The sequence below is a fragment of the Pseudomonas sp. HN11 genome (assembly GCF_021390155.1).
Taxonomy (GTDB): domain Bacteria; phylum Pseudomonadota; class Gammaproteobacteria; order Pseudomonadales; family Pseudomonadaceae; genus Aquipseudomonas.
This window is the reverse complement of the sequence record NZ_CP089985.1, coordinates 3,722,523-3,749,449: the sequence shown is the minus strand read 5'-3', so window position 1 is coordinate 3,749,449 and position 26,927 is coordinate 3,722,523. Positions and strand designations below refer to the sequence as shown.

General features: G+C 61.4%; 21 protein-coding genes and 2 pseudogenes. 9 read left to right on the top strand and 14 right to left on the bottom strand.

What is annotated here, in order from left to right:
- Nucleotides 1-34 precede the first annotated feature (34 nt).
- From LVW35_RS16875 to tagF, 7 genes are read left to right on the top strand one after another with little or no spacing between them, the layout of a single operon-like run.
- Entirely contained in the window at nucleotides 35-676 is a 642-nt protein-coding gene (locus LVW35_RS16875; protein ID WP_233891192.1) for a hypothetical protein, read from the top strand.
- A 3-nt stretch (nucleotides 677-679) separates the two neighbouring features.
- A complete protein-coding gene (locus LVW35_RS16870) occupies nucleotides 680-2,641 on the top strand; it encodes a type VI secretion system Vgr family protein (protein WP_233891191.1) in 1,962 nt (653 codons plus the stop codon).
- A gap of 18 nt (nucleotides 2,642-2,659) precedes the next feature.
- On the top strand, nucleotides 2,660-4,078 hold the full coding sequence (gene tagH, locus LVW35_RS16865; protein ID WP_233891190.1) for a type VI secretion system-associated FHA domain protein TagH: 1,419 nt from the start codon (nucleotides 2,660-2,662) through the stop codon (nucleotides 4,076-4,078).
- Between the two features lie 58 nt (nucleotides 4,079-4,136).
- The gene (tssK, locus tag LVW35_RS16860) at nucleotides 4,137-5,468 is read left to right on the top strand and encodes a type VI secretion system baseplate subunit TssK (RefSeq protein ID WP_233891189.1); all 1,332 of its coding nucleotides are present in this window, start codon (nucleotides 4,137-4,139) and stop codon (nucleotides 5,466-5,468) included.
- A 15-nt stretch (nucleotides 5,469-5,483) separates the two neighbouring features.
- Nucleotides 5,484-6,755 (top strand): type IVB secretion system protein IcmH/DotU, encoded by a 1,272-nt coding sequence (icmH, locus tag LVW35_RS16855; RefSeq protein ID WP_233891188.1) that lies wholly within the window; start codon nucleotides 5,484-5,486, stop codon nucleotides 6,753-6,755.
- Nucleotides 6,756-6,757: 2 nt separating this feature from the next.
- Complete coding sequence (gene tssM / locus LVW35_RS16850; RefSeq protein WP_233891187.1) at nucleotides 6,758-10,321, top strand: type VI secretion system membrane subunit TssM; 3,564 nt, start codon at nucleotides 6,758-6,760, stop codon at nucleotides 10,319-10,321.
- Nucleotides 10,322-10,330: 9 nt separating this feature from the next.
- On the top strand, nucleotides 10,331-10,870 hold the full coding sequence (tagF, locus tag LVW35_RS16845; protein WP_233891186.1) for a type VI secretion system-associated protein TagF: 540 nt from the start codon (nucleotides 10,331-10,333) through the stop codon (nucleotides 10,868-10,870).
- A 41-nt stretch (nucleotides 10,871-10,911) separates the two neighbouring features.
- Here tagF and LVW35_RS16840 read toward each other — a convergent pair whose 3' ends face one another.
- The 3 genes and pseudogenes from LVW35_RS16840 to LVW35_RS16830 all read right to left on the bottom strand — a co-directional run bounded on the left by LVW35_RS16840 (nucleotide 10,912) and on the right by LVW35_RS16830 (nucleotide 12,577).
- Nucleotides 10,912-11,226, bottom strand: a complete 315-nt coding sequence (locus LVW35_RS16840; protein WP_233891185.1) for a helix-turn-helix domain-containing protein — start codon at nucleotides 11,224-11,226, stop codon at nucleotides 10,912-10,914.
- Nucleotides 11,216-11,566, bottom strand: a pseudogene (locus tag LVW35_RS16835) (toxin). Before LVW35_RS16835 ends, LVW35_RS16840 begins: the two are co-directional and overlap by 11 nt.
- A 240-nt stretch (nucleotides 11,567-11,806) precedes the next feature.
- Nucleotides 11,807-12,577 (bottom strand): ArsR/SmtB family transcription factor, encoded by a 771-nt coding sequence (locus LVW35_RS16830; RefSeq protein ID WP_233891184.1) that lies wholly within the window; start codon nucleotides 12,575-12,577, stop codon nucleotides 11,807-11,809.
- Nucleotides 12,578-12,651: 74 nt separating this feature from the next.
- On the opposite strand from LVW35_RS16830, the gene LVW35_RS16825 reads away from it, so the two are divergent.
- Complete coding sequence (locus LVW35_RS16825; RefSeq protein ID WP_233891183.1) at nucleotides 12,652-13,812, top strand: cytochrome P450; 1,161 nt, start codon at nucleotides 12,652-12,654, stop codon at nucleotides 13,810-13,812.
- Nucleotides 13,809-14,153, top strand: a complete 345-nt coding sequence (locus LVW35_RS16820; protein ID WP_233891182.1) for an antibiotic biosynthesis monooxygenase family protein — start codon at nucleotides 13,809-13,811, stop codon at nucleotides 14,151-14,153. Before LVW35_RS16825 ends, LVW35_RS16820 begins: the two co-directional genes overlap by 4 nt.
- 27 nt (nucleotides 14,154-14,180) lie before the next feature.
- Here the strand turns inward: LVW35_RS16820 and LVW35_RS16815 are convergent.
- The 11 genes and pseudogenes from LVW35_RS16815 to nuoE form a co-directional block, all read right to left on the bottom strand.
- Nucleotides 14,181-14,447, bottom strand: a pseudogene (locus LVW35_RS16815) (transposase domain-containing protein); the annotation flags it as partial.
- 483 nt (nucleotides 14,448-14,930) lie between these two features.
- Nucleotides 14,931-16,394 carry an NADH-quinone oxidoreductase subunit NuoN gene (gene nuoN, locus LVW35_RS16810; protein ID WP_033896841.1) on the bottom strand — a complete coding sequence of 488 codons (1,464 nt, stop codon included), beginning with the start codon at nucleotides 16,392-16,394 and terminating at the stop codon, nucleotides 14,931-14,933.
- A 7-nt stretch (nucleotides 16,395-16,401) separates the two neighbouring features.
- Nucleotides 16,402-17,934, bottom strand: a complete 1,533-nt coding sequence (gene nuoM / locus LVW35_RS16805) for an NADH-quinone oxidoreductase subunit M (RefSeq protein WP_025858974.1) — start codon at nucleotides 17,932-17,934, stop codon at nucleotides 16,402-16,404.
- A gap of 55 nt (nucleotides 17,935-17,989) precedes the next feature.
- Entirely contained in the window at nucleotides 17,990-19,843 is a 1,854-nt protein-coding gene (nuoL, locus tag LVW35_RS16800; protein ID WP_233891181.1) for an NADH-quinone oxidoreductase subunit L, read from the bottom strand.
- Nucleotides 19,840-20,148, bottom strand: a complete 309-nt coding sequence (nuoK, locus tag LVW35_RS16795) for an NADH-quinone oxidoreductase subunit NuoK (RefSeq protein WP_003174727.1) — start codon at nucleotides 20,146-20,148, stop codon at nucleotides 19,840-19,842. Before nuoK ends, nuoL begins: the two co-directional genes overlap by 4 nt.
- Before the next feature lie 2 nt (nucleotides 20,149-20,150).
- A complete protein-coding gene (nuoJ, locus tag LVW35_RS16790; protein ID WP_065884950.1) occupies nucleotides 20,151-20,654 on the bottom strand; it encodes an NADH-quinone oxidoreductase subunit J in 504 nt (167 codons plus the stop codon).
- A 9-nt stretch (nucleotides 20,655-20,663) separates the two neighbouring features.
- A complete protein-coding gene (nuoI, locus tag LVW35_RS16785; protein ID WP_003174725.1) occupies nucleotides 20,664-21,212 on the bottom strand; it encodes an NADH-quinone oxidoreductase subunit NuoI in 549 nt (182 codons plus the stop codon).
- 11 nt (nucleotides 21,213-21,223) lie between these two features.
- Nucleotides 21,224-22,231 (bottom strand): NADH-quinone oxidoreductase subunit NuoH, encoded by a 1,008-nt coding sequence (gene nuoH, locus LVW35_RS16780; protein ID WP_017137518.1) that lies wholly within the window; start codon nucleotides 22,229-22,231, stop codon nucleotides 21,224-21,226.
- Nucleotides 22,228-24,942, bottom strand: coding sequence for an NADH-quinone oxidoreductase subunit NuoG (nuoG, locus tag LVW35_RS16775; protein WP_233891180.1), 2,715 nt, complete (start codon nucleotides 24,940-24,942; stop codon nucleotides 22,228-22,230). Before nuoG ends, nuoH begins: the two co-directional genes overlap by 4 nt.
- 135 nt (nucleotides 24,943-25,077) lie before the next feature.
- Nucleotides 25,078-26,433, bottom strand: a complete 1,356-nt coding sequence (gene nuoF / locus LVW35_RS16770; protein WP_025858970.1) for an NADH-quinone oxidoreductase subunit NuoF — start codon at nucleotides 26,431-26,433, stop codon at nucleotides 25,078-25,080.
- Nucleotides 26,430-26,927 (bottom strand): NADH-quinone oxidoreductase subunit NuoE, encoded by a 498-nt coding sequence (nuoE, locus tag LVW35_RS16765; RefSeq protein ID WP_233891179.1) that lies wholly within the window; start codon nucleotides 26,925-26,927, stop codon nucleotides 26,430-26,432. Before nuoE ends, nuoF begins: the two co-directional genes overlap by 4 nt.

Sequence of the window (26,927 nt, the reverse complement as noted above, 5' to 3'; positions counted from 1 at the left end):
TTTCTCCACTAATCAGCCTGAAGGAAATAAGCCCATGCCCGCTGCACGAAACTACAGTCTTACTGAAGTCGACAATATTCTGATGGCCAGCGAAGGACGCTTGAGCCCGGTCAGCCTGCAGCCTGGGCATGCGATGAACCTGCATGTGAATGCACGGGGCGAGCAGATCTCCGACCGGCTGATGCGCACCGGCGCATCCAGCTCCCATGGTCGCGGTTTTATCGTCGGCGCCAACGGTGAAATTGCCAACGAGAACCAGACCAAAAAGTCTTGGGAGAACTTCGACAACCTTGCCTCGGTTTCTACCGGGGTCATCCCCACGCCGCAACAGCGCAATGCGACCTATCGCCAGAACGCGGGCTCGAGTGTGTCCACCTCGGGAGCGTTTGCCGATCGCCAGGATGCGGTGCAGGTGGCCCAGACCTTGCTCAACTCGGCGGTTGGCCAGGCGGAGCTGGCCAAGTTGGACAACGGCACCGAACGGCGCGTGGCGATCACACTGCCGATCCCTGCGCTGGCCAACGGGGCGCCGGCCACCATGTACGTCGCACGGCGCGCGGCCAGCCTGCCGGGCGCTGATATCTCCAGCCTCACCAATGTGACGTCGGCGACCATGATCGTGGATATGCAGTTGAACAATCAGATCCATATTCAGACGTTTTTCCCGGTCGCTTGAGCCATGGCGACTATTCAAGCTCACCGCGAAATCCAGCTCACCAGTGTGTTGGGCGCCGACGTCCTGCTGTTCCGGCGCATGCAGGCCCGTGAGGGCTTGTCCCAGCTCAGCGAATACCGGTTGGAGCTGTACAGCGAGCGCGCCGACCTGAATGTCGACGACCTGCTGGCTACCCAGATGACCATCGCGGTGGACCTGCCCAAGGGCGGCAGCCGCTATTTCAACGGGCATGTCAGCCACTTTGCGTTCACCGGTCGCCAGGGGCGCTACGCCACCTACACGGCGGTGCTGCGGCCGTGGCTGTGGTTCCTGACGTTGGCCAGCGACTGCCGGATTTTCCAGGAACTGAGCGTGCCGGACATCCTCAAGCAGGTGTTCGCGCCCTACAGCATCGCGGATATCGACACCTCGGGGCTGAGCGCCAGCTACAAGGCGCTGACTTACTGCGTGCAGTACCGCGAAAGCGATTTCAATTTTGTCAGCCGCCTCATGGAACAGGAGGGCATCTACTACTTCTTCAAGAGCGCGGCCGGGCGCCACACTCTGGTACTGGCCGATTCCTACGGTGCCCATTCACCGGCGCCCGGGTATGCCCAGATGCGCTTCATGCCCGCCGAAGACCACGCGATGCGCGAAAGTGAAGTGATCTACGACTGGCGCATGAGCGGCGAGGTGGAGCCGGGCGGCTACACCCTGCAGGACTTCGACTTCGAAAAGCCCAGCGCCAACTTGCTCGCCAAGTCAGTCCTGGCCGGCAGTTACCCGCAGTCACGTCATGAACGTTACGACTACCCCGGCAAATACACCGAGCGCAAACAGGGCGAAACCTATGCGCGCACGCTGATCGAAGCGCTGCACACCGGCACCCAGCGTGTCACCGGTGCCACGCGTGCGCGGGGGTTGTTTCCGGGCGCTCTGATGACCCTGACCGAGCATCCGCGCAGCGAGCAGAACGCGCAGTTCCTGTTGCTGGAGGCGCGCTACAGGTTGTCATCGGACACCTACGAACCGACGCCGCCGGACCATCCGGAGCCCGTGCTGACTTGCGAGTTCGTCGCCCTGTCGCGCCAGCAGCAATTCCGTGCGCCGTGTGTGTCACGCAAGCCGCTGATGCACGGTCCCCAGACCGCCATGGTGGTGGGCAAGCAAGGCGAGGAAATCTGGACCGACAAGTACGGGCGAATCAAGGTCCAGTTCCACTGGGACCGCGAAGGCAAACGCGATGAAAACAGTTCGTGCTGGATTCGCGTCGCCCAAGGCTGGGCCGGCAAACGCTGGGGTGCCCTGTACACGCCGCGCATCGGCCAGGAGGTGGTGGTCAGCTTTATTGAAGGTGATCCCGACCGACCGCTGGTGACCGGCAGCGTCTACAACGCCGAGACCATGCCGCCTTATGCGCTGCCGGAAAACGCTACGCGCTCGACTCTCAAAAGCAATTCGTCCAAGGGCGGCGGTGGCTACAACGAACTGCGTTTCGAAGACAAGAAGGGTGCGGAACAGGTGTTCCTTCACGCGCAGAAGAACCTCGACCAGCGGGTGCTCAAGGACTCCCTGGACTGGGTGGGCGGTGATCGCCATTCCAAGGTGGATAACGACCTGCGCGAGAAAGTCGGCGGTGACCGGCATTCCTCGGTGGGCGGTAATCGCAACGAGAAAGCCACGGGCGCCGTGTCGATGGCGGCCGGCACCAACATGATTATCGATGGCACGTTGAAGACCGGTGTGACCGCCGGCCTCGACGTGCACATCAAGGGCGGCATGAACGTGGTGATCGAGGCCGGGGCGACCATCACCATGAAGGTCGGCACGACCTTTCTCACCATCACCCCGGCGATGATCCTCGCCTCGACCATTCCCATCCCATTGCCCCAGGCCGGCACCGCCGCGACCGCGCTGGCGCTGTCGGCCGCCACGGGCCCTGCCGGCGTGCCGCTGCCGCCCAAGGAGGCCGACGATGGCAAATAACACGTACAGGAGCCCGCTATGAACCTGATCCTGCTGGTCAAAAGCTATCGTGACCAACCCATGCCCGGAGATGTGATCTGCCGGTTTACCGAGGTCGGTGGCTCCATCGGCCGAGGACCGGACAATGACCTGACCCTGGACGATCCAGGCAAATATATCTCGCGCGTGCATGCACGCATTGAACTGCGTGGCGGTGAGTTTTACCTGACCGACACCGGCAGCAACCCCAGCCTGGTCAATGAACGCCCGCTGGGCAATGGACGCGAGCGCGTGCTGGAGGAGGGGGATCGCTTGGTCATCGGTGATTACGGCCTGCAAGTGCGCCTGGAACAACCCGTTGCCGTCGAGCCGGAAGACGACGCCCTGGCCACGCGCATTCTACCGCCGTTGTTTGTACCACCACCGCCACCTGTGGCCGCGCCGTTGCCACCCCTGGAAGTGCCGCAGCCGTTGGTAAGCGATCCGGAAGTGGTGGTGCCGGTGTTGCTGCATGATGACCTGGCGGGAGCGCGCATCCTGGAGGGCGGTTCGTTGTTCGACGGGGCGATGCCGTTGTCGGATCCGCTGGGATTGAATCCGGCGCTGACGCCGGCGTTTCGAGGCACCGAGAGCGACCATGTCGCGCCGCAGTTGCAGGCGTTCAACAAGCCGTTGTGGCAGACGGAGCCTCAAGTCATCCCGGAGGATTACAACCCGCTGTTTGGCCTGTCCTCCCAACCCACGGTTGCCCCGCAACCCAATGTGGGACCGGGCTTGCTCGCGAAGAACGATAACGCGGTCCTCCAGGAGCAACCGGTTCTCCTGGAGACTTTCGCGAGCAAGCCCGCTCCCACATTGACCGCGCCCAACAGTGATGACGCGGTGTTGAATGCGTTGCTTCAAGGCCTTGGCCTCCCGGACCTGCACACTACCCGCCCGCCCACGGAACTCGCCCAACTCATCGGCGAAATGCTTCGCGCCACCACCGCCGGCACCATGGATGTGCTCATGGCACGTGCTCTGACCAAGCGCGAAAGTCATATCGACATGACCATGATCGGCGCCTATTCCAACAATCCGCTCAAATTCTTCCCCGACGCCGACAGCGCCCTGACCCAGATGCTCGGTGGTGATTCGCCGGCCTATATGCGCCCGGTCAAGGCGATGAACGCCTCGTTCGAAGACCTCAAGGCCCATGAACTGGCGGTGATCGCCGGCATGCGCGCGGCCCTCGGCGCAGTGGTGCAGCGCTTTGATCCGGCGCGGGTCGAGCAACGCCGCACCACCCATGGCGCGCTGGACAAATGGATGCCCGCGCGGCGCAAGGCGCGGCTGTGGGACCGCTTGGTGGAACGCTACGAAGACCTGGCACGGGATGCTGATGAGGATTTGCAGCGGTTGTTTGGTGAGCTGTTTTCCAAGGCTTATAAGGAACAGGTGGCGCGGATGCGCTCCTGACCCCAGGTCTCTGTAGTGAGCGGGCACCAGAAACGCATTCAATTGATGAGAATAATTCATGTCCTGGAATAACAAAGTAGTCTGGTCCGAAGGCATGCTGTTGCAGCCTCAGCACCTGCAACAACACGATCGTTTCCTGCAGACCCAACTGGAAGCCCGCGTCAGTGCCCTGCGTGCTTACGGCTGGGGCTTTTCGAGGTTGGAAATCGACCCGCAGCAGTTGGCCATGGGCAAGTTGTCCTTGCTGTCCTTCAGCGGCGTGTTGCCCGACGGCACGCCGGTTGGGTTGCCCTTTGGCGATGAAATGCCGTTGCCCCTGGAGATCCCCGGCGATGCCCGCGACCTGAAAGTGGTGCTCGCACTGCCCAGCCTGCGCCCCGGCGTATCGGAGGTGGACGACAATCCCAGCTTTGAAAACTTCGCCCGCCATCGCAGCAATGAGTACGAAGCCTGGGACAGCAATGGCCTGGACAGCAGCGCGTTGATGAGTATCGGCAAGCTGCGCCTGCGCCTGGCGTTTGAAGGCGATGTGGCAGATGCCTACACCACCCTGGGCATCGCCCATGTGGTGGAAAAACGTGCCGATAAAAGCGTGTTGCTTGATCGTGATTACTGCCCACCGTGCCTGGACATGCGCGCTGCTGAACGCCTGGGCGCATTTGTCGATGAACTGCTGGGGCTTATGCAGCAGCGCGTCGAAGCCCTGGCCTCGCGCCTGACCCAGCCCGATGGCAGCGGCGCGGCAGAAATCGCCGATTTCCTGCTGTTGCAGGTGCTCAATCGTAACCTGCCGTTGGTGCGTCACTTGGCGGCGATGACGGGGCTGCATCCGGAGCAGTTGTACCGCGACCTCGCGAGCCTGGCGGGTGAGTTGGCGACCTTTACCCGCGATGACAAACGCGCCGCCGTCTACCCGGCGTATCGCCACGCCGCGCTGGCAGAAACCTTCGCCCCGGTGATGCTCGACCTGCGCCGTGCACTGTCCACGGTGATGGACGCGCGCGCCATCGCCATCCCTTTGGAAGAGCGTCAGTACGGCATCCGCGTGGCGGTGCTGCCCGACCAGGAGCTGCTGCGTTCGGCCACCTTCATCCTCGCGGTACAGGCGCAAATGTCTACCGAGAGCGTGCGCAACGGCTTCCCTCCGCAGGTCAAGATCGGCTCGGTGGAGAAGATCCGCGACCTGGTCAACCTGCAACTGCCGGGTATCGGTCTGCGCCCGTTGCCGGTGGCGCCACGGCAATTGCCGTTCCATGCAGGCTTTACCTATTTCGAACTCGATCGCAGCAGCGAATATTGGCAATTGCTGAGCCAGTCGGCCGGGTTTGCCATGCATATCGCCGGGGTGTTTCCGGGATTGGACTTGCAGTTCTGGGCGATCCGCAACTAAAGCAGGGTGAACGACGTGAACGACACTTTTGAAGGCGACCCGGATCGCACCTTGCTGATCCCCACCCCGGGCGGGCGGCGCCCGGCTTCACCTGTTACGCCGGTACCGCGTGCGGCACTGGTGTTGCACGGGCAAGGGTTGAACCCGCTGGTGCGTGCGGCCAACCCGTTGCTCGACCTGGTGGTGCCGCTGCGCAGCCTCACCGCCATGCCGGACATGGAAAGCCTGCGCCAGCGCCTGATCCTGGCGGTGCAAGCCTTCGAATCCCAGGCCCGCGCCAGCCAGGTGGACGTGGAAACCGTGGCCGCGGCGCGCTACGCGTTGTGCACCCTGGTCGACGAAACCATCGCCAGCACTCCCTGGGGGGCGGGCGTGTGGGGCAGCCGCAGCCTGTTGGTGACCTTTCACAACGAGGCGTGGGGCGGCGAGAAGTTCTTCATGATCCTGCAGCGCCTGAGCCAGGATCTGCGCACCCATATTGACGTGCTGGAATTGATGTATCTGTGCATGGCCTTGGGCCTGGAAGGACGCTATCGCGTCCTGGATCGCGGCCTGGATCAGCTGGGGTTGCTGCGTGAACGCCTGCTGCAATTGATCAACCAGCAACGCGGCAACCGGGAACAGGACTTATCACCCCGCTGGCGCGGCGCGCAGGCGCCGCAAACGTCGATGTTACGACGAGTGCCATTGTGGGTATTGGCGTCAGTGGCGGCGGTGCTGCTGTTGAGTGTGCAGTTGACCTACAGTTGGCTGCTCAACCGCGCGTCCGATCCGGTATTTGCCCAGCTCGGCTCGATCCGTGTGGTCTCGCCGCTCAAAGTGGCGGTGCCGGCCACTCCTGCGCCCGTGCGCCTGGCCGGGTTCCTCGCGCCGGAAGTGGCCCAGGGGCTGGTAGCCGTGAAAGACAGCGCCGACCGTTCGGTGATCACCTTGCGTGGCGACGGTGTGTTTGCCTCCGGCAGCGCCGAAGTGTCGAGCAACTTTGACGGCCTGCTCGCGCGCATCGGCGATGCCCTGGCCACAGTGCCGGGGGATGTGGTGGTGGTCGGGCATACCGACAACATAAGGCCGTCAGCGACCTCGCGATTGGGTTCCAACTTCGACCTGTCCCAGGCACGGGCCAAGACCGTCGCGCGTTTGCTGGCGCAACGGGCCGGGCCGGTAGAGCGTTACCGCAGCGAAGGCCGTGGCGAAACCGAACCCCTGGTGCCCAACGATTCAGCGGCGAATCGTGCGCGTAACCGTCGCGTGGATATCACCGTATTGATCCCTTCCCAGGCGCAATAGCCATGAATTTATCGACGCTGCTTTCGTTGTTATGGTCCCCGGTGGAGCGCTTTATCCTGTGGCTGCTCAAGCCCTGGTTGCTGTCGCTGATCGGCGTGGCTTTGCTGTCGCTGCTGGTGTGGTACGAGGGCCCGCTACTGGCCTTCAATGGCAGTGAACCGTTGGCGCCGGAGTCGCGGCGCTGGGGGTTGATCGCGCTGTTTGTATTGATCTGGGCCGGTTATTTTGCCTGGCGTCTAGGGCGGGCCTGGCGTGCCAACCGTGGCTTGATGGCCGGCGTGGCTGAAGCGCCAGTGGTGGCGCCAGGTGTGCGTGAGTCCCAGGCCGAAGTGGCTGAACTGGGCGAGCGCATGCGTTCGGCCATGGCCGTGCTGCGCAAGGCCAATCCTGGCTGGAAAATGAGTGGGCAGTACCTGTATCAGTTGCCCTGGTACATGTTTGTCGGCGCGCCAGGCAGCGGCAAGACCACCGCGCTGACCCATTCCGGCCTGCAATTTCCTCTGCGTGAGGCCATGGGCAGTGGTGCCATCGGCGGCGTCGGCGGCACGCGACATTGCGACTGGTGGTTCACCGATGAGGCGGTACTGCTCGATACCGCCGGGCGCTACACCACCCAGGACAGTTACACCGAGGTGGACAAGGCCGCGTGGGGTGGCTTCCTCGACCTGCTGAAAAAGTACCGCCGCCAACGGCCGGTCAACGGCGTGATCGTGGCCTTGAGCGTCAGCGACCTGCTGCAACAGACCGAAGCCGAGCGCCAGGCCCAGGCGGTGGCGATTCGCGCGCGCATCAATGAGCTTTATGAGCGCCTTGGTTTGCGGTTTCCGGTGTATGTGATCATCACCAAGTGCGACTTGCTCGCGGGCTTCTCTGAGTTCTTTGAGACCTTCGGCCGAGATGAGCGGGCGCAGGTGTGGGGCGTGACCTTTCCGTTGGCACAGTCACCCCAGGCGGATGCTGGCCTGGCGTCGTTCCCGGGCGAGTTCGAGGCCCTGGAGCGCCAGTTGCAACAGCGTGTGCTGGAGCGCTTGCAACAGGAACGCGACCTGTCGCGGCGCGCCTTGCTCTACAGCTTCCCGCAACAGTTCGCCAGCCTGGGCGACGGCCTCACGCGTTTTCTCAATACGGTCTTCCAAGCCAACCGCTATCAGGAGCCGGCGCTGCTGCGCGGCGTGTATTTCACCAGCGGCACTCAGGAAGGCAGTCCGATTGATCGGGTGTTGACGTCGCTGGCGGCGTCCTTCGGTCTGGGCCGCAAGGTGCTGGCGCCGAATGTGGCCAGTGGGCGCAGTTACTTCATCACCCGACTGCTGCGCGAAGTGATCTTCAAGGAAGCCGGGCTGGCTGGGGTCAATCACCAGGAGCAACGGCGCCGTCGGTTGCTGGGCAGGACTGGACGGATCGCCGCGGGCGTGGCGTTCGTGCTGCTGCTGGCGGGCATGACCGTCAGCTATAACCGCAACCTGCAACTGATCGCTGATGCCTCCAGCGCTGCCACCAACGTCGCACAATTGGCCAAGACGCTGCCGGCCGAGGGCGATGTGCTGGTGACTTTACCGCTGCTCAATGCGGCGCGTGCGTTGCCCAGCGGCTACGGTGATGGCGACCGCAATGTGCCGCTGCTCAGTCGCATGGGGCTGTATCAGGGCAATAAGCTCGGTGCGGGTGCGGTGACCCTGTATCGACGCTTACTGCGCAGCACCTTGTTGCCGCATATTGTCGGCAACATGGAAAATGCATTGCGCCGTGGTGATGCGAGTAATCAGGAGTTTCTTTACGAAACCCTGCGCGCCTACCTGATGCTGGGTGAGCGACAATTCTTCGATGCACCGTCGGTGCAGGCGTGGGTCGATGTGGACTGGCGTCGTGAATTGCCCCAGGCCACCCCTGCGCAGTTGCAGCAGCTGTCGGATCACGTCGCGGCGCTGCTGGAGGCGGACGACGAGGCCGAGCCGGTGCAACTGGACAGCGCGCTGGTCGCCAAGGTGCGCCTGGCACTGGCCGGCATGCCGCTGTCCCAGCGCATCTATAACCGTGTGAAGCGCCAGGTCGATCAGCAGCACCTGCCGCAGCTGAGCGTGAACAGCGCGGTGGGGCGGGATGTCTCGTCGCTGTTTACCCGTGCCAGTGGTGAACCGTTGTCCCGCGGGGTGAGTGGTATCTACAGCCTCGCGGGTTACCGTGAACTGACCAAAAAAGCCCCCCAGGCCGTGGCCGACATGGCCAAGGACAGCTGGGTGCTCGACCGCCAGGAGTCGGCGCAGATTGCCGGCGCTAACCCAGCCATGCAGGCGGCGGTGCTGGAGCTGTACTACGCCGACTATATCCGCCAATGGGACACCTTCCTCGCGGATGTACACCTGGTGCCGTTGACCAGCCTGGGCCAGGCGTCGCTGGTGACCAATGCGCTCGCCGCCAGTGATTCACCGCTACGCGCGTTGCTGGTTGCGGTGTCGAAGGAGACCACCCTCGAAGGTGCCCTGACTTCGGCGACCAGCAAGGATGCCGATCAGCGTGTTCGCGACGAGATCGCAGCGGCCACGCAAAAGCTGCAGTCGGTCCTGGGCGGTGACAGCCCGGCGTCGGTGGCGGATGCGTCGGCCAATCCGGTGGATCAGCATTTTGCCGCGCTGCATCGCCTGGCGGGCAGCGGCACCGGCCCGCAACCGATGGACGAGGTGTTGACGTCGTTGAAGGACGCCGGGCAATTCTTCGATAGCGCTGACGCGGCGCGCCGCAGTGCTGCGCCGGCACCTTCCAATGAGGTGCTGGCGCGCTTGAAACGCTCGGGCGACACGCAGCCTGCGCCGTTGTCGGCGCTGCTGCGGGATGTGGAGTCGGGCGGTACAGCGCTCACTCTGGGCAATGAGAAAGCGCGCTTGAATGCATTATGGGAAGCGGCGGGTGCGCCGTTCTGCCGAGCGGCCATTGATGGGCGTTATCCGTTGGTGCGCAGTTCGGCCCGTGATGCCACCGCCGATGACTTCGGCAAGTTCTTCGGCCCCGGTGGGCTGATGGATGATTTCTTCAGCAAGAACCTCGCGGCTTATGTCGACATGAGCGCCAGCCAATGGCGCTGGCGTTCAACCGGCGTGACACCGCTGAACATCTCCCAGGATGTGCTTAATCAGTTCCAGCGCGGCGCCAGGTTGCGGGACATGTTTTTCGTGGCCGGTGCGCGTCAGCCTTCTATGCGCTTTGACCTGAAACCCCTGGGTGCCGACCCGGCGCTGAGCACCGTCACGCTGGATATCGACGGTCAACCGGTGGTGTTTGACGCCGGTACGGTGCCCGACTTCACCAGCCTCTCACTGCCCAGCGGCAAGTCCGGCGGCCTGGTGCGCCTGGACGCCACGCCAGGGCTGGCCAGCCCGCTGCGCACCGAGGGTCCTTGGGGCTGGCTGCGCATGATGGACAAGTCTGTTGTGAACACCCAGGGCGAACAGCTGCAACTGACCTTCAACCTGGAAGGCCATCGGGTGGCGTATCTGCTGCGGGCCAGTAGTGTGATCAACCCGTTCCGCCGCGACAGCCTCGAGCAATTCCATTGCCCGGGCAGCTTTTAGGAAACCGCCATGAATGGATTTTTCGGCAAGGTTCCCAGCCTGGGGGATTTTGTCAGCCGGCGTTTGCCGTTGGCGTTCTTGAACCCGTGGGACGCTTGGTTGCAGGTCGGCTTGCAGTGCAGTCGTGAGCGGTGGGGTGAGCAATGGCTGGAGGTGTACCTGTGCAGCCCGATCTGGCACTTTGCGCTGGCGGCGGGTGTGTGTGGTGAAGAGGGGTGGGCGGGGGTGATGATCCCCAGTGTGGATCGGGTGGGGCGTTATTTTCCGCTGACCGTTGCTGCGGCGCGTGGAGAGGTGCTGCTGTTGGATGCGGCCTGGCATAGCGAGGTGGAGCGCTTGGCGCTGTCTGCGTTGGGCGAGGCGTTATCACTGGAGGTTTTCGATGATTCGGTGCAGGCGTTGCCAATGCCGGCGCCTAACGAATGTATGGAACCCGGTTTGCGGGTATTGTTCTGGACCGATGGTTCACCCCGCGTTGCGCCGACGCGTTGGGAAGGGGAGGGATTGCCCGATGCTGAAACCTTTGCCGACATGCTCGGCGGCCCGTAGCACTGAATGAAAAAGCACCGGCAGGTACGGGGCTTTGCTGATCAACCTAATGCAGCGAGTTGCGCCACGGTTTCCGGGAAACGTGCCACCAGGCGAATCAGCGTGGCAGCCTGGGCATTCGGCTTGGCTCGGCCTTGCTCCCAGTTTTCCAGGGTGCGGGTGTTGGTGCGCAGGTACATGGCGAACACCGACCGGGAGAGGTTGAGTTGTTGGCGCACGGCGACCACTTCCTCAGCGGTGAGTGGCGCCAGGTTTTTGAGGTGAACCTTGAGGGTCCGCAGGGTGACTTTGCCTTGGCGTTCGTCTGCCAGGGCGTCGGAGCCCTCGACCAGTTCGGAAAAGATTTCACGTTTCATGATGTGTTCTCGCTTTGATTTCCCTGTCCAGCATGTGTTTTAGGGCTTTTTTGTGCTGTGGTGCCAGGTCATCCTGTTCGTGCTTGCCGTACAGGGTGAACAGCCAGAATTGCGTGCCGCCCGACCACCAGTAGTAAATGTCCCGCAGGCCACCGCGCTTGCCTTTGTTGCGTCGCTCATCGATGAAGCGAACTTTGCGCAGTCCGCCTGTTCCCTCGATCACCTCTCATGCTTCCGGGTTCTTCATCAACTCTTGTTGAAAACCCTGGAAAAGCTCGTCACTCAGATAGTCCTTGCGATGCCGCTCGAAGGCTGGCACTTCGATAAATAGAGCATCCATGTTCTGTACGTAGACTGCGTATAGTTTGGTGGCCCACTCGCGATGGGTCAAGTGACCCTGCCGTGGGAACTTTCCTAAAACGCAGACACCATACGGCGGCCTTCATCGAGTAGATGCCGGATGGGGAGGCAGGCGGGCGAGGAAATTTCGTAAGCGTCCCGCTAATACACGTTGATTTAAGATATAGCACGAGAAGCAGTGCTCGCTTCTTGATAGATGCTTAGTTCAAGAGATCAGTAGTTATCGTGTCGGTAATGCTGGCTCGGCGGGTCGTGTCACATTTCGCACGACTGATCTCTCCATCTCTTTGTTTTCAAGCATGATCCCGAATCGGCCAGACAGCTCCTTTCGCCCCTTGGATGTCAATGCAAGTGCCCGACTATCAAGGTCTTGGATAACCCACTTGCGGCTTATGACCGTCTGTAGAAAAGCCGCTCCGAGTGCTCCGGCAAGATGAGGGCGCCGCATGCTCCAGTCCAGGCATGAGCACGCGAAACGACGTCGCTGTGCCCTTACCTTTTCTATCTCGATACCGAGACCGGTCATCGCTTTTTCGCCGCTCACCGTAAGCTGATACATACCGTCCCCAGCGACCGGCACGGTTAACCAGCCTGACTCCATGAAATGGTCGTGTAGTTGTACAGCCAATGTTCCTGCCATGTGGTCATAACAGGTACGCGCGAACTGCAATCGGGTTGGGGTCGTTGAAACATACCGTGTATCCGCGTTTTGGCTGATCACCATGAGGGCCTCAATAGCCTGGGCCACTTGCGAGTCCGCCAGACTGTAGTAGCGATGCCTGCCCTGCGTGTGCAGCCTTACCAATCCGTCCTCTTTTAGTCTTGCCAGATGCGCGCTCGCCGTGGATGCACTCACGTCGGCGATGACGGCCATTTCGGTACTGGTACGGGCGTGGCCGTCCATCAGCGAACAAAGCATTTTCGTCCTCGCAGGTTCGGCAATAGCGCCGGCTACCCGAGAAATGGCGGTGTCATTGCTTTGAGCGTCCATATTTCGTTCCTGAGCGAATCGTCGGCATGAAGGGTGTTCGATAGTAGCCGTTCTTTGTGAACAGGACTCCCGGAATGACGCCGTTTGAAGCAGCTACCCATGCTGATCCCTACGTTTATTACTCAGGCCTCAGGCGACAAAACGACCTGTTATTCGATGCAGATCTTCGTTTATGGATTGCAAGTGGTGCCAAAGCTGTCGAAGCCATTCTGGGGCATCCCGACTGTCGGGTGCGTCCGCTAAACGAGCCGATTCCTCCTGCCATTGCACAAGGCGTCGCAGGAATGATTTACGGTCGTTTGATGCGCATGAACGAGGGCCCGCAGCACCTGTGCCCCAGGATGACTATCGAACCTGCCTTGGCCTCTATCGAGACAGAAAGTATCGCAGACATCGTGTCACGCGTGGCCGAGACCCTCGATAACCCGGTCGATAACCTGGATGAGTTGATGTTCACGTTACCGGTTTCCGTCATTGCAACCTTGATAGGCCTCCCATCCAGCCGGCTACAGGAAGTCGCGAGGCTGACACGGGACTTTGTCGCCTGCCTGTCGCCGTTAAGCGACGAAATTCAACTCGGTAAAGCCAATTCCGGGGCCACTCGGCTAAGCCAATTATTCAGCGCGCTGCTGAGTAACGACGATGAAAGTAGCCGCTTCTTGAGCCATATCTGGAGTGGATGCGAAGCCACCGCCTGGGGAGATCATGACGCGTTGATCGCTAACCTGATCGGCCTGTTGTCACAGACCTGCGAAGCCACCGCAGGCCTGATCGGAAATACCGTCGTAGCGCTCCATCGCAACCCTGATCTGATTGAAGACATGCAACCTACGCCGATGCTCGTCGCAGACCTGGTGGCAGAGGTAGCGCGCTACGACTCGCCAGTGCAAAACACCCGGCGATTCGTTGCAAAGCGATGCACTATTGGGGGCAGCGTCCTAGAGGCGGGCGATACTGTTCTATTGTTGCTTGCTTCAGCCAACAGGGATCCCTGCGCGAACCCAGACCCCGATAGCTTCTTGCTCAAACGAACTCAACGACGAACCTTCAGCTTCGGCTCAGGAAGACATGAATGTCCAGGCCAGCAACTCGCATTGACTATCGCCTCTGAGGCGATTTTGGCATGGCTGCATCGAAAGCCGGCTTCATCCGCTCGTCTTTATCGGTGGCATTATCTGCCCTCCCTGAATGGTCGCATCCCTCAGTTCTATCGTGATCGGGAAACTCAGCAATGATCGCAGTTATTTTTGAAGCATGGCCACACGAGGAGCAATACCAGCGCTATCTTGACCTTGCGGCTGAACTGAAACCATTACTAGCAGAGCTGGATGGCTTCATTTCAGTTGAGCGTTACCAAAGTCTAAGTGAACCAGGAAAGGTTCTATCACTGTCATTTTGGCGTGATGAGGAAGCTATCAAGCGGTGGCGCGGCCTTGAGCTGCATCGTGCGGCCCAATTAGCAGGCCGTAGGCAGGTTTTCGATGACTACCACCTGCGCATTGCCCAAGTAGTGCGAGATTATAGTCTTGAGGATCGTGTTCAAGCGCCGAGCGATAGCAAACAAGCTCATGAATGAAAGAACTACTTCGTGATTTTTTCCACTTCAAAGGCAGTGTGACGGAAGCCAGTTATGTGGCAGTAACTTTGCAATCTCACTCGCGCGCTGAGTTGGCAGACGCGTGAGTACATCCTTCAAATAGGCATACGGATCATGCCCATTCAACCGCGCAGACTGGATCAAGCTCATGATCGCCGCCGCCCGTTTTCCGCTGCGTGGCGACCCTGCAAAGAGCCAGTTCTTGCGTCCCAAAGCCCAGGGCCGGATCTGATTCTCGCACCAATTATTATCAATGGGTACGGCCCCGTCATCGGTCGGCCAGTTCACTTTGACGGTACCGCGTGAGTGTGGGATTTCGAGGCAGATCATGGCCGGGGTGATATCCGATCGTGACGCCGACGACGGTAATGCCACCTGGATAAATGCAGGTTGCAGGGCGACATTTTTCTGCGATTGCAACCGAATCCATTTGTGGACGAGGTTCGCGTTGAGGCTGTGGCTCAGCGCGCCTGGCAATCGACGCGCTGGGCTGGGCGCATTCTTGAATGACCTGGGCCTTGAAGGATTTGGAGTAGGAACGGCGTTGTGGCTGCATAAAATACCCGCTTAAAAGGCTAGAACTGGTGCCCACTTAAATTTAAGTGCACACCATGTCTTGGCTTTGGGGGGCTGCGTAGATGACTTGGCCGGACGGATACGAAATTTCCGTGAATAGGGGAGGGTAAAAGCCCCTGCCCCTGAAACGCAAAACGGCGCCCGAAGGCGCCGTGTTGTTTACTGCATCCAACTAAGCGATCAAACGCCCAGCACCGCGTGCTGCACCAGGGTGAGCAACGGCTGTGGGTACACGCCCAGGAAGAACGCGAGCAGGGCGATGGCCAGCAGCATCACGCCGCCTGCCTTCTGTTCCCAATGCAGCTCGGCATCCACACGGCGCAGGTTTGGCTCGATCAGGTACAGGGTAACCATCACGCGCAGGTAGTAGAACACGCCGATGGCGCTGCCCAGTACCAGGGAGGCAACCAACCACCATTCGTGGGCTTCAACACCGGTGGCGACGATGTAGAACTTGCCGATGAAACCTGCCGTCAGCGGGATACCAGCCAGCGACAGCATCATCACGGTGAGCACGGCGGTCAGGTACGGACGGCGCCAGAACAGGCCGCGATACTCGTACAGGGCGTCGGCGTCACGGCCTTTGAATGGTGAGGACATCAGCGTGATCACGCCGAATGCGCCAAGGCTGGTGATTACGTAGGTGACCAGGTACACGCCCATGGCTTCCACGGCCAGGCCTTTGCTCGCCACCAGGGCGATCAGCAGATAGCCGAAGTGCGCGATGGAGGAGTAACCCAGCAGACGCTTGAGGTTGTTCTGGGTCAGGGCCAGCAGGTTACCGAACAGGATCGACGCAATGGCGATCACGGTCAGAACGGTGCTCAGCACGCCGGTGTTGGCAGCAGGGGAGATCTGGAACAGACGCACCATCACCGCAAACACAGCAACCTTTGACGCGGTCGCCAGGAACGCCGCCACCGGCGCCGGGGCGCCTTCGTACACGTCCGGCGTCCACAAGTGGAACGGCACCAGGGAGAGCTTGAACGCCAGGCCGATCAACATCATCGCCAGGCCCAGTTGGGCAATCGGCGCAGGCATGTTGGTGCTGGCCAGGGCGTGACCGATACCGGTGAAGCTCAGGCTGCCGGCTTCGGCGTAGAGCAGGGCCATACCGAACAAGAGGAACGCCGAACCGGCCGCCGACAGCACCATGTACTTGATGCCGGCTTCCAGGGAGCGCTTGTTGAAGAAGGCGTAAGCCACCAGGCCGTAGGTCGGGATCGACAGCAGTTCCAGGCCGATGAACAGGCCCGCCAGGTGCTGTGCGCTGACCAGCACGATACCGCCGGCCGCAGCCAGCAGGATCAGCAGGTACAGCTCCTCCTTGTTGCCTGGGTAACCGGTGCCGCCTTCGCCCATGTAGGCGTGGGCGAGGGTGACGCAGGCCAGGGTCGCGACCAGGATCAGCGCGATGTACAGCAGCGCGAAGTCATCGACCATCATCAATGGCGTGACCGCCAATGGCGCGACCTTGAGGGCCGGGATGATCGACAGCAGGGCCAGGTTGAGACCGGCACAGGACAGCAGGAATGTTTGCGAATGATTGCGGCGCCAGGCGATTGCCAGCATCACCACCACGATGGTGAGGCTGGTAATCAGCAGCGGCGCAAGCGCGATAAAGTGTTGGATCGTGAATTCCATAGCGCTCTTACCGGGCCGAAGCGAGTTGAGAGAAGGCGGTGCCGAACCACTGCTGCACGCCATGCATCGTCGCGGCAGAAGTATCCAGGAACGGTTGCGGGTACACGCCGATGTAGATCAGCAGCACCGCAAGGCCGAGCACCATGATCAGTTCGCGAGCATCCATCCCTTGCAGGACGGTGTCGGACTTGGCCGGGCCGAAGTAGGCGCGGTGGATCATGATCAGCGAGTACACCGAACCGAACACCAGGCCGGAGGTAGCAATGGCGCTGATCCACGGCGTTTGCACGAAGGCACCCATCAGTATCAGGAACTCGCCGATGAAGTTGCCGGTGCCTGGCAAGCCTAGAGACGCGGCGGCGAAGAACAGGCTGATCGCCGGCAGGTACGCGATACGTGACCACACGCCACCCATTTCACGCATGTCACGGGTGTGCAGGCGCTCGTACAGCTGGCCACTCAGGATAAACAGGGCAGCGGCCGAAACACCGTGGGCCAGCATCTGGATCACTGCGCCTTGCAGCGCCAGTTGGCTGCCGGAGTAGATGCCGATCAGTACGAAACCCATGTGGGAAACGGACGAGAAGGCGATCAGGCGCTTGATGTCGGTTTGCGCGAACGCCAGGAACGCACCGTAGAAGATCCCGATCAGACCCAGGGTCATGGCGATCGGCGCGAACTCGGCCGAGGCATTCGGGAACAGCGGAAGGGCGAAACGCAGCAGGCCGTAGGCTGCCGTCTTCAGCAGGATACCGGCCAGGTCCACGGAACCGGCAGTCGGCGCCTGGGCGTGAGCGTCAGGCAACCAGGAGTGGAACGGCACCACCGGCAGCTTCACCGCGAAGGCGATGAAGAAGCCCAGCATCAGCACGTACTCGGTGGTCAGGGACATCTTGGTCTTCAACAGGTCGGCGTAGTTGAAGGTAATCACGCCGGTGTTGTTGAAGTTGACCAGTACCAGGCCCAGGATCGCCACCAACATGATCAGGCCGGAAGCCTGGGTGAAGATGAAGAACTTGGTCGCCGCGTAGATCCGGGTTTTCTTGCCGTCCGAAGAACTGTGACCCCAGAGCGCGATGAGGAAGTACATCGGCACCAGCATCATTTCCCAGAAGAAGAAGAACATGAACAGGTCGAGGGCGAGGAACACACCGACGACGCCGCCCAGGATCCACATCAGGTTCAGGTGGAAGAAGCCCACGTGACGCTGGATCTCTTTCCAGGAGCAGAGTACCGAGAGGATACCCAGCAGGCCGGTCAGCAGGATCATCAACAGCGACAGGCCGTCGAGGGCCAGGTGCACATTGATGCCGAAGCGCTGGATCCACACGTGCTTGAATTCAAGCGCGAAAGTGGGATCGACACCCGGTGCCGGAGCAAATGAATAATCGCCATGGGCCCACAGCCAGAGGCCGAGTGCGAGTTCCAGGGACATGGTCAGCAACGCAATCCAGCGGGGGAGGGTGGCGCCGAAGCGTTCACCCATCCAGCAGAGCAGGCCGCCGATAAAGGGGATCAGGATTAGCCAGGGCAGAATCATGACGGGCTCGTTTCCTTTCGCAAGTTCGCAAAGTACGCAGTGCACTTAAACATAGTCAGGCCGCAACCACGACGATGGCGCCGATCACCAGCACGGCACCAGCAGCCATGGAAGCTGCATACCAACGCAATTGGCCGGTCTCGCTGCGGCTAAGGGCGGTGTGACCGGCCTTGGCGGCACGCGGGATCAAACCGATGGTCTGGTCGAGCGGGTCTTTACGCAGAATGTGGCTGATGGCCAGGTAAGGCTTGACGAACAGTTTGTCGTAGAGCCAGTCGAAGCCCCAGGCGGCGAACCACCAGGCCGAAAGGAAACGGCCAATGCCACTGTTGGCCACGGCGGTCACGAAGCGACGCTTGCCAAGGAACAGCAAGGCTGCCAACAAGATACCGGCGATGGCAATGGCGCCCGAGGCGAGTTCCAGGCTGTGCTGGGCGTCGCCGCCGGCATGGCCGACGCTTTGTGGCAATACACCGTGCAGCGGCGGGGTGATCATGGCGCCGACGAAGGTCGACAGGATGATCAGTACCGACAAGGGCAACCAGTGCGAGATGCCATGGCCTGCGTGCGCTTCGGTCTTGGCTTCACCGTGGAAGGTGATGAAGATCAGGCGGAAGGTGTACAGCGAGGTCATGAACGCACCTACCAGGCCTGCGTACAGCAGGTTCTGGTTACCGCTGGCAAAAGCTTCCCAGAGGATTTCGTCTTTCGAGTAGAAACCGGCGGTCACCAATGGCAAGGCTGCGAGCGCGGCACCACCGACGATGAAGCTGGCGTAGGCCAGTGGCAGTTTCTTCCACAGGCCGCCCATCTTGAAGATGTTCTGCTCGTGGTGGCAGGCCACGATCACCGCACCGGAAGCGAGGAACAACAGGGCCTTGAAGAAAGCGTGGGTCATCAGGTGGAAAATCGCCGCGTCCCACGCACCCACGCCCAGGGCCAGGAACATGTAGCCGATCTGGCTCATGGTCGAGTAGGCGAGGATACGTTTGATGTCGGTCTGCACCAGGGCGGCAAAACCGGCCAGTACGAGAGTCACGCCACCGACGATGCCGACAAGATGCAGGATGTTCGGCGCCAGGGTGAACAGGCCGTGGGTACGGGCGATCAGGTAGACGCCGGCGGTAACCATGGTTGCGGCGTGGATCAGTGCGGAAACCGGGGTAGGACCGGCCATGGCATCCGCCAGCCAGGTTTGCAGTGGCAGTTGCGCGGATTTACCCACGGCGCCGCCCAGCAGCATCAGGGTCGCCAAGGTGATCCAGAAGTCACCGACCTGGAATTTCTGCGGCGCCAGCACCAGCAGTTCCTGGATGTTCAGCGTGCCCACCTGTTGGAACAGGATGAACAGGCCGATAGCCATGAACACGTCGCCGATGCGGGTCACGATGAAGGCCTTGAGTGCCGCGTTACCGTTGTTGCGGTTGCTGTAGTAGAAACCGATCAACAGGTACGAGCACAGGCCCACGCCTTCCCAGCCGAAGTACAGGAACAACAGGTTATCGCCCAGCACCAGGAACAGCATGCTGGCGATAAACAGGTTGGTGTACGAGAAGAAGCGCGAGTAACCGGCCTCACCGCGCATGTACCAGGACGCGAACAGGTGGATCAAAAAGCCCACACCCACTACCACGCCGAGCATGGTGATCGACAGGCCGTCGACGTAGAGGGCGAAGTTGGGCTTGAAGCCTTCCACCGACATCCACTGCCACAGCACCAGGGTGTAGTGGCCGCCTTCCGGCGGCGCCACGTTGAATTGCCAGATGACGTAGGCGGCAACGATCGCCGACAGGCCAATGGAACCCACGCCCACCAGGGCCGACAGGTTTTCCGACCAGCGTCCACGGGAGAACGACAGCAGCAGGAAACCGATCAGGGGGAATACGAAAGTCAGAAAGATCATGTTCATCCGCGCATCTCACTGGCAGCGTCGATATCAAGCGTGTGGAAGCGACGATACAGCTGCAGCAGGATCGCCAGGCCAATACTGGCTTCGGCGGCTGCCAGGCTGATCACCAGGATGAACATGACTTGTCCATCCGGCTGACCCCAACGTGCACCTGCAACGATGAATGCGAGTGCCGCGGCGTTCATCATGATTTCCAGGCTCATCAACACGAACAGAATGTTACGGCGCACCATCAGGCCGACCAGGCCAAGGCAGAACAGGATGCCGGCGACCGCCAGACCATGCTCCAAAGGGATAGCAGGCATCGTCATTGCTCCTTGGCTTCGTTGCGGCCCAAGTGGAAGGCGGTGATGGCTGCGGCGAGCAGCAACATCGAAGCCAGTTCGACCACCAGCAGGTACGGGCCGAACAGGCTGACGCCCACGGCTTTCGCGTCCACGGTGGTGTGGCCGATGGCCTGGCCGCTCTGGTGAGCGAACAGCACATACAGCAGTTCACCCAGCAGCAGCGCTGCGAGGACAACCGGGCCGAGCCAGATACCGGGCTTGAGCCAGACGCGCTCCTGGGCGACCGAAGCCGGCCCCAGGTTGAGCATCATCACCACAAACACGAACAGCACCATAATGGCGCCCGCGTAGGCGATCACTTCCAGCACGCCGGCGAACGGTGCGCCGAGTGCGAAGAAGGTCATGGCCACGGCGATCAGCGAAATGATCAGGTAGAGCAGGGCGTGCACGGGGTTGGTGTTGGTGATCACGCGAAGCGTGGACACAACCGCGATACCCGATGCGAAATAGAAAGCGAATTCCATCTTTCTTCCTTAAGGCAGCAAGCTCTTCACGTTGATCGGCTCGGCTTCGTTTTGTGCGGCGCCTTTCGGCTTACCGGCAACGGCCATACCTGCAACACGATAGAAGTTGTAATCAGGGTTTTTACCGGGACCAGAGATCAGCAGATCTTCTTTCTCGTACACCAGGTCCTGACGTTTGAACTCGGCCATCTCGAAATCCGGTGTGAGCTGGATCGCGGTGGTCGGGCAAGCTTCCTCGCAGAGGCCGCAGAAAATGCAGCGCGAGAAGTTGATGCGGAAGAAGTCCGGATACCAGCGACCGTCTTCGGTTTCAGCTTTCTGCAGGGAGATGCAACCCACCGGGCACGCCACGGCGCACAGGTTGCAGGCTACGCAACGCTCTTCGCCATCGGGGTCGCGGGTCAGTACGATGCGGCCGCGATAACGCGGCGGCAGGTACACCGCTTCTTCCGGGTATTGCAGGGTGTCGCGTTTGCGAAAGCCGTGACCGAACACCATCACCAGGCTTCGCAACTGGGTACCGGTACCCTTAACGATGTCGCCAATATATTTGAACATGGGTCAAATCCTCACTGAACCGCGCCGGCTGGCGTGTTCAACAACACAACGGCAGCCGTCACCAGCAAATTGATCAGGGTCAGCGGCAGGCAGAATCGCCAGCTGAAATCCATCACCTGGTCATATCGTGGACGCGGAATGGAAGCGCGCAGCAGGATAAACAACATGATGAAGAACGCGGTCTTCAGGAAGAACCAGAAGAACGCCAACTGCGGCAGGATGCCGAACGGACCGTGCCAGCCGCCAAAGAACAGCGTGACCAGCAGGGCCGAGATCAAGATGATGCCGATGTACTCACCGACGAAGAACATGCCCCATTTCATGCCGGCGTATTCGATGTGGTAACCGTCGGCCAGTTCCTGTTCCGCTTCCGGCTGGTCGAACGGGTGACGGTGAGTCACGGCGACGCCAGCGATGAAGAAGGTACAGAAACCGAAGAACTGCGGAATGATGAACCACAGGTTCTGCGCCTGGTACTCGACGATGTCGCGCATGTTGAACGAGCCGACCTGCACCACGATGCCCATCAGCGCCAGGCCCATGAACACTTCGTAGGACACGGTCTGGGCCGAGGCCCGCAAGCTGCCCAGCAGGGCGAACTTGTTGTTGCTCGACCAGCCGGCGAACAGCACCGCGTAGACCGACAAGCCGGCCATGGCGAAGAAGAACAGCAAGCCGATGTTCAGGTCCGCCACGCCCCAGGTCGGGGTGATCGGGATGATCGCGAAGGCGATCAGCAAGGCGCTCATGGCCACGACCGGTGCCAGGGTGAAGATCACCTTGTCGGCAAACGGCGGAGTCCAGTCTTCCTTGAAGAACATTTTCAGCATGTCGGCGGCGATCTGGAACATACCGAACGGGCCAACGCGGTTCGGACCGTAACGGTCCTGCCACCAGCCCAGCAGGCGACGTTCGACGAAGCTGAGCAGGGCGCCCGCAACGACTACCGCCAACAGGATCACGATGGCCTTGACGACCGAGATGATCACGTCGATCACTTCAGGGGTGAACCAGGTCATTGCGCTGCCTCCTGCAGACCGTCAACGGTTTTGCCAAAGATTGCAGGTGGAATGCCGGCGAAACCTTTCGGCAGTGCAACCAGGCCTGCGCCCAACTCTTCGTTGATGCGCAGCGGCAGACGCAGGGTCTGGCCGGCCACGTCCAGGCTGAGCAAGGCACCGTCGTTGACGCCCAGGCGGTCGGCTTCGGACTTGGCCAGGGAGACGTAGGCGGCTGGGATGCGCTCTTGAACCGGTGCGGCTTTCGAGGAATTCTCCTCGCTGCCGAACAGGTGGAAGAACGGAACAACCTGCCAGGTGCCCTGGGCCGGGTTGAACGGACGCGGTACGGCGGCGAACCAGTTCAGCGAGTCACCGGTGCTTTCGATCAGGCGGGTGCCTGGGTCGCCAGCGCGAATGTGACCGCCGACTTCGTCCTGGAACTTGTTCCAGGCCTGCGGCGAGTTCCAGCCCGGCGACCAGGCGAACGGCACCTGTTGGCGCGGTTCGGCAGAGCCCGAGTAACCTTCCATGGAGAAGGCGAACGCGGTGTCGATGTCTTGCGGGGTACGCGGTTCGTGCACGCTGATGTCGGCGCGCATGGCGGTACGCCCGGAATAACGCAGCGGTTCACGTGCCAGTTTCAGGCCCTTGATACGGAACGTTGCGGACGGCGCGGCATCGACGATGCGTGCCAGCTGCGGCGCGCTGGCGGCGGTGGCGGCGGTCACGTGATCAAGCTGGGTCCAGTCAATCGGCTGGTTCAGCAGGGTAGCGCGCAGGGCATGCAGCCAGCGCCAGCCTTCGTGAACCAGGATGCTGGCGTCCATGTACTTCGGATCGAACACCTGGAAGAAGCGCTGGGCGCGGCCTTCCTGGCTGACCAGGGTACCGTCGCCTTCGGCAAAGGTGGCGGCTGGCAGGACCAGGTCGGCACGCTCGCTGGTGGCGGTCTTCTGGTGGTCGGCAACGATCAGGACTTTGCTGGCGTCCAGTGCAGCGTCAACCTTGGCGGCATCGGTGCGGGTGTACAGGTCGTTTTCCAGTACCACGATGGCGTCGGCATTGCCGTCGATCACCGCTTGCAGGCCAGCGTCCAGGGACTCGCCACCGAGCATGGCCAGGCCAAGGCTGTTGGCCTCTGGCACGACCAGGCTGATGGAACCGTTCTTGTCGCGCAGCTTCAGGGCCTTGGCGATGTTGGCGGCGGCTTCGATCAGCGCCTTGGAAGCCAAGGAGGTGCCGGCAATGATCAAGGGGCGCTTGGCGGCCAGCAGGGCGTCGGCAATGCGCTGGGCCAGCTCACCGGCTTCAGCGTCCAGGCCGTCGACGGCCGGCGCGCTGGCGTCGAGGGCGTGGGCCACGGCGAAACCGAGGCGGGCCAGGTCATCCGGTGCCGCGTGCACACATTCTTCGGCGATGTCGTCGAGCTTGGTTTCAGCGATGCTTGCGATAAACAGCGGGTTCAGCGCGTGCTGGCCGATGTTTTTCACCGCTGCGTCGAGCCAAGGCTGCACGCGCATGGCGTCGGCCATGTCTTCGGCCTTGCCTTTGACCGACTGGCGCAGCGACAGGGCGATGCGCGCGGCGGTCTGGGTCAGGTCTTCACCGAGCACGAAGATGGCGTCGTGGTCTTCGATGTCGCGCATGTTCGGAACCGGCAGCGGGCTGTCGTTCAGCACTTGCAGGACCAGGCGGATGCGCTCCAGCTCACCGGCTTCGATGCCGGAGTAGAAGTGCTCGGCGCCGACCAGCTCGCGCAACGCGTAGTTGCTTTCGAGGCTGGCACGCGGCGAACCGATACCGACGATGTTGCGCCCGCGCAGCAGCTCGGCGGCTTTATCCAGCGCGGCGTCCAGGCTCAGCTTGGCGCCATCGGCCAACAGTGGCTGGCGAGGGCGGTCTTCGCGGTTGACGTAGCCATAGCCGAAACGGCCGCGGTCGCACAGGAAGTACTGGTTGACCGAACCGTTGAAGCGGTTTTCGATGCGGCGCAGTTCGCCGTAGCGCTCGCCCGGGGAGATGTTGCACCCGCTGGAGCAGCCATGGCAGATGCTTGGCGCGAACTGCATGTCCCACTTACGGTTGTAGCGCTCGGAGTGAGTCTTGTCGGTGAACACACCGGTCGGGCAGACCTCGGTGAGGTTGCCGGAGAACTCGCTTTCGAGCACGCCGTCTTCAACGCGACCGAAGTACACGTTGTCGTGGGCGCCGAAGACGCCCAGGTCGGTGCCGCCGGCGTAGTCTTTATAGAAGCGCACGCAGCGATAGCAGGCGATGCAGCGGTTCATCTCGTGGGAGATGAACGGGCCGAGGTCCTGATTCTGGTGGGTACGCTTGGTGAAGCGATAACGGCGCTCGTTGTGGCCGGTCATCACCGTCATGTCTTGCAAGTGGCAGTGACCGCCTTCCTCACAGACCGGGCAGTCGTGGGGGTGGTTGGTCATCAGCCATTCGACAACGCTGGCGCGGAACGCCTTGGATTCTTCATCGTCGATGGAGATCCAGGTGTTGTCGGTGGCTGGGGTCATGCACGACATGACGATACGACCACGGGTGTCGTTCTCGTCGGTGTATTGCTTGACCGCGCACTGGCGACAGGCACCGACGCTACCAAGCGCGGGGTGCCAGCAGAAATACGGGATGTCGAGGCCTAGTGAGAGACATGCCTGTAACAGGTTGTCTGCCCCATCGACTTCGAGCGCTTTGCCGTCTACGTGGATAGTGGCCATGGTTCAAAGTTCTTCGTTGGCCCGTTGTCAGCGGGCGTGGCTAATGGAATCTTGTTATTCATGGGCATCAACACAGCCTTTACGGCGTCAGCCCATGAGAAAGCGAAGGGCACGGACCCTTCGCCTTTTAAAGCGTTACGCGCCGACTACGATCGGCCTTGCCAGAGGCGGGACGGCGGCGCTGGTAGGCGCGATGCCGGCTTCGAACTCCGAGCGGAAGTATTTGATGGCGCTGCCCAATGGCTCCACGGCGCCCGGTGCGTGGGCACAGAAGGTCTTGCCTGGGCCGAGGAAACCGACCAGACCCAGCAGGGTTTCGATATCACCCTCGCGGCCTTCACCGTTTTCCAGGGCCATCAGCAGCTTGACGCTCCACGGCAAACCGTCGCGGCATGGGGTGCAGAAACCGCACGATTCACGGGCAAAGAACTGCTCCATGTTGCGCAGCAACGAGACCATGTTCACGGTGTTGTCGACCGCCATCGCCAGGCCGGTACCCATCCGGGTGCCCACCTTGCCGATGCCGCCGGCATACATTTGTGCGTCCAGATGCTCGGGCAGCAGGAAACCGGTGCCAGCGCCGCCTGGCTGCCAGGCTTTCAAGGTGTAGCCGTCGCGCATGCCGCCGGCGTAGTCCTCGAACAGCTCGCGTGCGGTCACGCCGAACGGCAGCTCCCACAGGCCAGGGTTCTTGACCTTGCCGGAGAAGCCCATGAGCTTGGTGCCCATGTCTTCGCTGCCTTCGCGGGCCAGCGATTTGTACCAGTCCACGCCGTCGGCGATGATCGCCGGCACGTTGCACAGGGTCTCGACGTTGTTCACGCAGGTCGGCTTGCCCCACACGCCGACGGCGGCAGGGAAGGGCGGCTTGGAGCGGGGGTTGGCGCGGCGGCCTTCGAGGGAGTTGATCAGTGCGGTTTCTTCACCGCAGATGTAACGCCCGGCGCCGGTGTGCACGAACAGTTCGAAGTCAAAACCCGAACCGAGGATGTTCTTGCCCAAAAGACCGGCGGCCTTGGCTTCTTCCACGGCACGGTTGAGGTGCTTGGCGGCGGTGGTGTATTCGCCACGCAGGAAGATGTAGCCCCGGTAGGTTTTCAGCGCGCGGGCGCTGATCAGCATGCCTTCGATCAGCAGATGGGGCAGTTGCTCCATCAGCATGCGGTCTTTCCAGGTGTTCGGCTCCATTTCATCCGCGTTGCACAGCAGGTAGCGGATGTTGATGGATTCGTCCTTGGGCATCAGGCCCCACTTCACGCCCGTGGGGAAGCCTGCGCCGCCGCGGCCTTTGAGGCCGGCGTCTTTCACGGTCTGGACGATGTCGTCCTGGGCCATGTCGGCGAAGGCTTTGCGCGCCGCGGCGTAACCGTTCTTGGCCTGGTACTCGTCGAACCATACGGGTTCGGCATCGTCACGCAGGCGCCAGGTCAGGGGATGGGTCTCGGGCGAACGCTTGATCAGGTTGGCCGGGCCGAAAGAAGTCAGGGTCATGGGTAGCCCTCGAGCAATTGGGTCACGCCAGCAGGCTGCACGTCACCGAATGTGTCGTCGTCGATCATCAACGCCGGCGCCTTGTCGCAGTTGCCCAGGCAGCACACCGGCAGCAGCGTGAAGCGGCCGTCCGGGGTAGTCTGGCCGAGGCCGATGCCCAGCTTGTCCTGGATTTCACTGACCACCGATTCGTGACCACCGATGTAGCAGACCATGCTGTCGCACACGCGAATGATGTGGCGGCCCACCGGCTGACGGAAGATCTGGCTGTAGAACGTGGCCACGCCTTCAACGTCGCTGGCGGGGATACCGAGGATCTCGCCGATGGCGTAGAGGGCGCCATCCGGCACCCAGCCACGTTCCTTCTGGACGATCTTCAAGGCTTCGATCGACGCCGCGCGTGGGTCTTCGTAGTGATGCAGCTCGTGCTCGATGGCCGAGCGCTCGGTTTCACTCAAGGTGAAACGGTCTGTCTGGATAAGCGTGCTGTTCAT

Excerpts from the sequence above, each read along its gene's own strand:
- LVW35_RS16875 (WP_233891192.1), top strand. The coding sequence starts at position 35 with ATGCCCGCTGCACGAAACTACAGTCTTACTGAAGTCGACAATATTCTG.
- LVW35_RS16870 (WP_233891191.1), top strand. The coding sequence starts at position 680 with ATGGCGACTATTCAAGCTCACCGCGAAATCCAGCTCACCAGTGTGTTG.
- tagH (WP_233891190.1), top strand. The coding sequence starts at position 2,660 with ATGAACCTGATCCTGCTGGTCAAAAGCTATCGTGACCAACCCATGCCC.
- tssK (WP_233891189.1), top strand. The coding sequence starts at position 4,137 with ATGTCCTGGAATAACAAAGTAGTCTGGTCCGAAGGCATGCTGTTGCAG.
- tssM (WP_233891187.1), top strand. The coding sequence starts at position 6,758 with ATGAATTTATCGACGCTGCTTTCGTTGTTATGGTCCCCGGTGGAGCGC.
- tagF (WP_233891186.1), top strand. The coding sequence starts at position 10,331 with ATGAATGGATTTTTCGGCAAGGTTCCCAGCCTGGGGGATTTTGTCAGC.
- LVW35_RS16840 (WP_233891185.1), bottom strand. The coding sequence starts at position 11,226 with ATGAAACGTGAAATCTTTTCCGAACTGGTCGAGGGCTCCGACGCCCTG.
- LVW35_RS16830 (WP_233891184.1), bottom strand. The coding sequence starts at position 12,577 with ATGGACGCTCAAAGCAATGACACCGCCATTTCTCGGGTAGCCGGCGCT.
- LVW35_RS16825 (WP_233891183.1), top strand. The coding sequence starts at position 12,652 with ATGACGCCGTTTGAAGCAGCTACCCATGCTGATCCCTACGTTTATTAC.
- LVW35_RS16820 (WP_233891182.1), top strand. The coding sequence starts at position 13,809 with ATGATCGCAGTTATTTTTGAAGCATGGCCACACGAGGAGCAATACCAG.
- nuoN (WP_033896841.1), bottom strand. The coding sequence starts at position 16,394 with ATGGAATTCACGATCCAACACTTTATCGCGCTTGCGCCGCTGCTGATT.
- nuoM (WP_025858974.1), bottom strand. The coding sequence starts at position 17,934 with ATGATTCTGCCCTGGCTAATCCTGATCCCCTTTATCGGCGGCCTGCTC.
- nuoL (WP_233891181.1), bottom strand. The coding sequence starts at position 19,843 with ATGAACATGATCTTTCTGACTTTCGTATTCCCCCTGATCGGTTTCCTG.
- nuoK (WP_003174727.1), bottom strand. The coding sequence starts at position 20,148 with ATGCCTGCTATCCCTTTGGAGCATGGTCTGGCGGTCGCCGGCATCCTG.
- nuoJ (WP_065884950.1), bottom strand. The coding sequence starts at position 20,654 with ATGGAATTCGCTTTCTATTTCGCATCGGGTATCGCGGTTGTGTCCACG.
- nuoI (WP_003174725.1), bottom strand. The coding sequence starts at position 21,212 with ATGTTCAAATATATTGGCGACATCGTTAAGGGTACCGGTACCCAGTTG.
- nuoH (WP_017137518.1), bottom strand. The coding sequence starts at position 22,231 with ATGACCTGGTTCACCCCTGAAGTGATCGACGTGATCATCTCGGTCGTC.
- nuoG (WP_233891180.1), bottom strand. The coding sequence starts at position 24,942 with ATGGCCACTATCCACGTAGACGGCAAAGCGCTCGAAGTCGATGGGGCA.
- nuoF (WP_025858970.1), bottom strand. The coding sequence starts at position 26,433 with ATGACCCTGACTTCTTTCGGCCCGGCCAACCTGATCAAGCGTTCGCCC.
- nuoE (WP_233891179.1), bottom strand. The coding sequence starts at position 26,927 with ATGAACAGCACGCTTATCCAGACAGACCGTTTCACCTTGAGTGAAACC.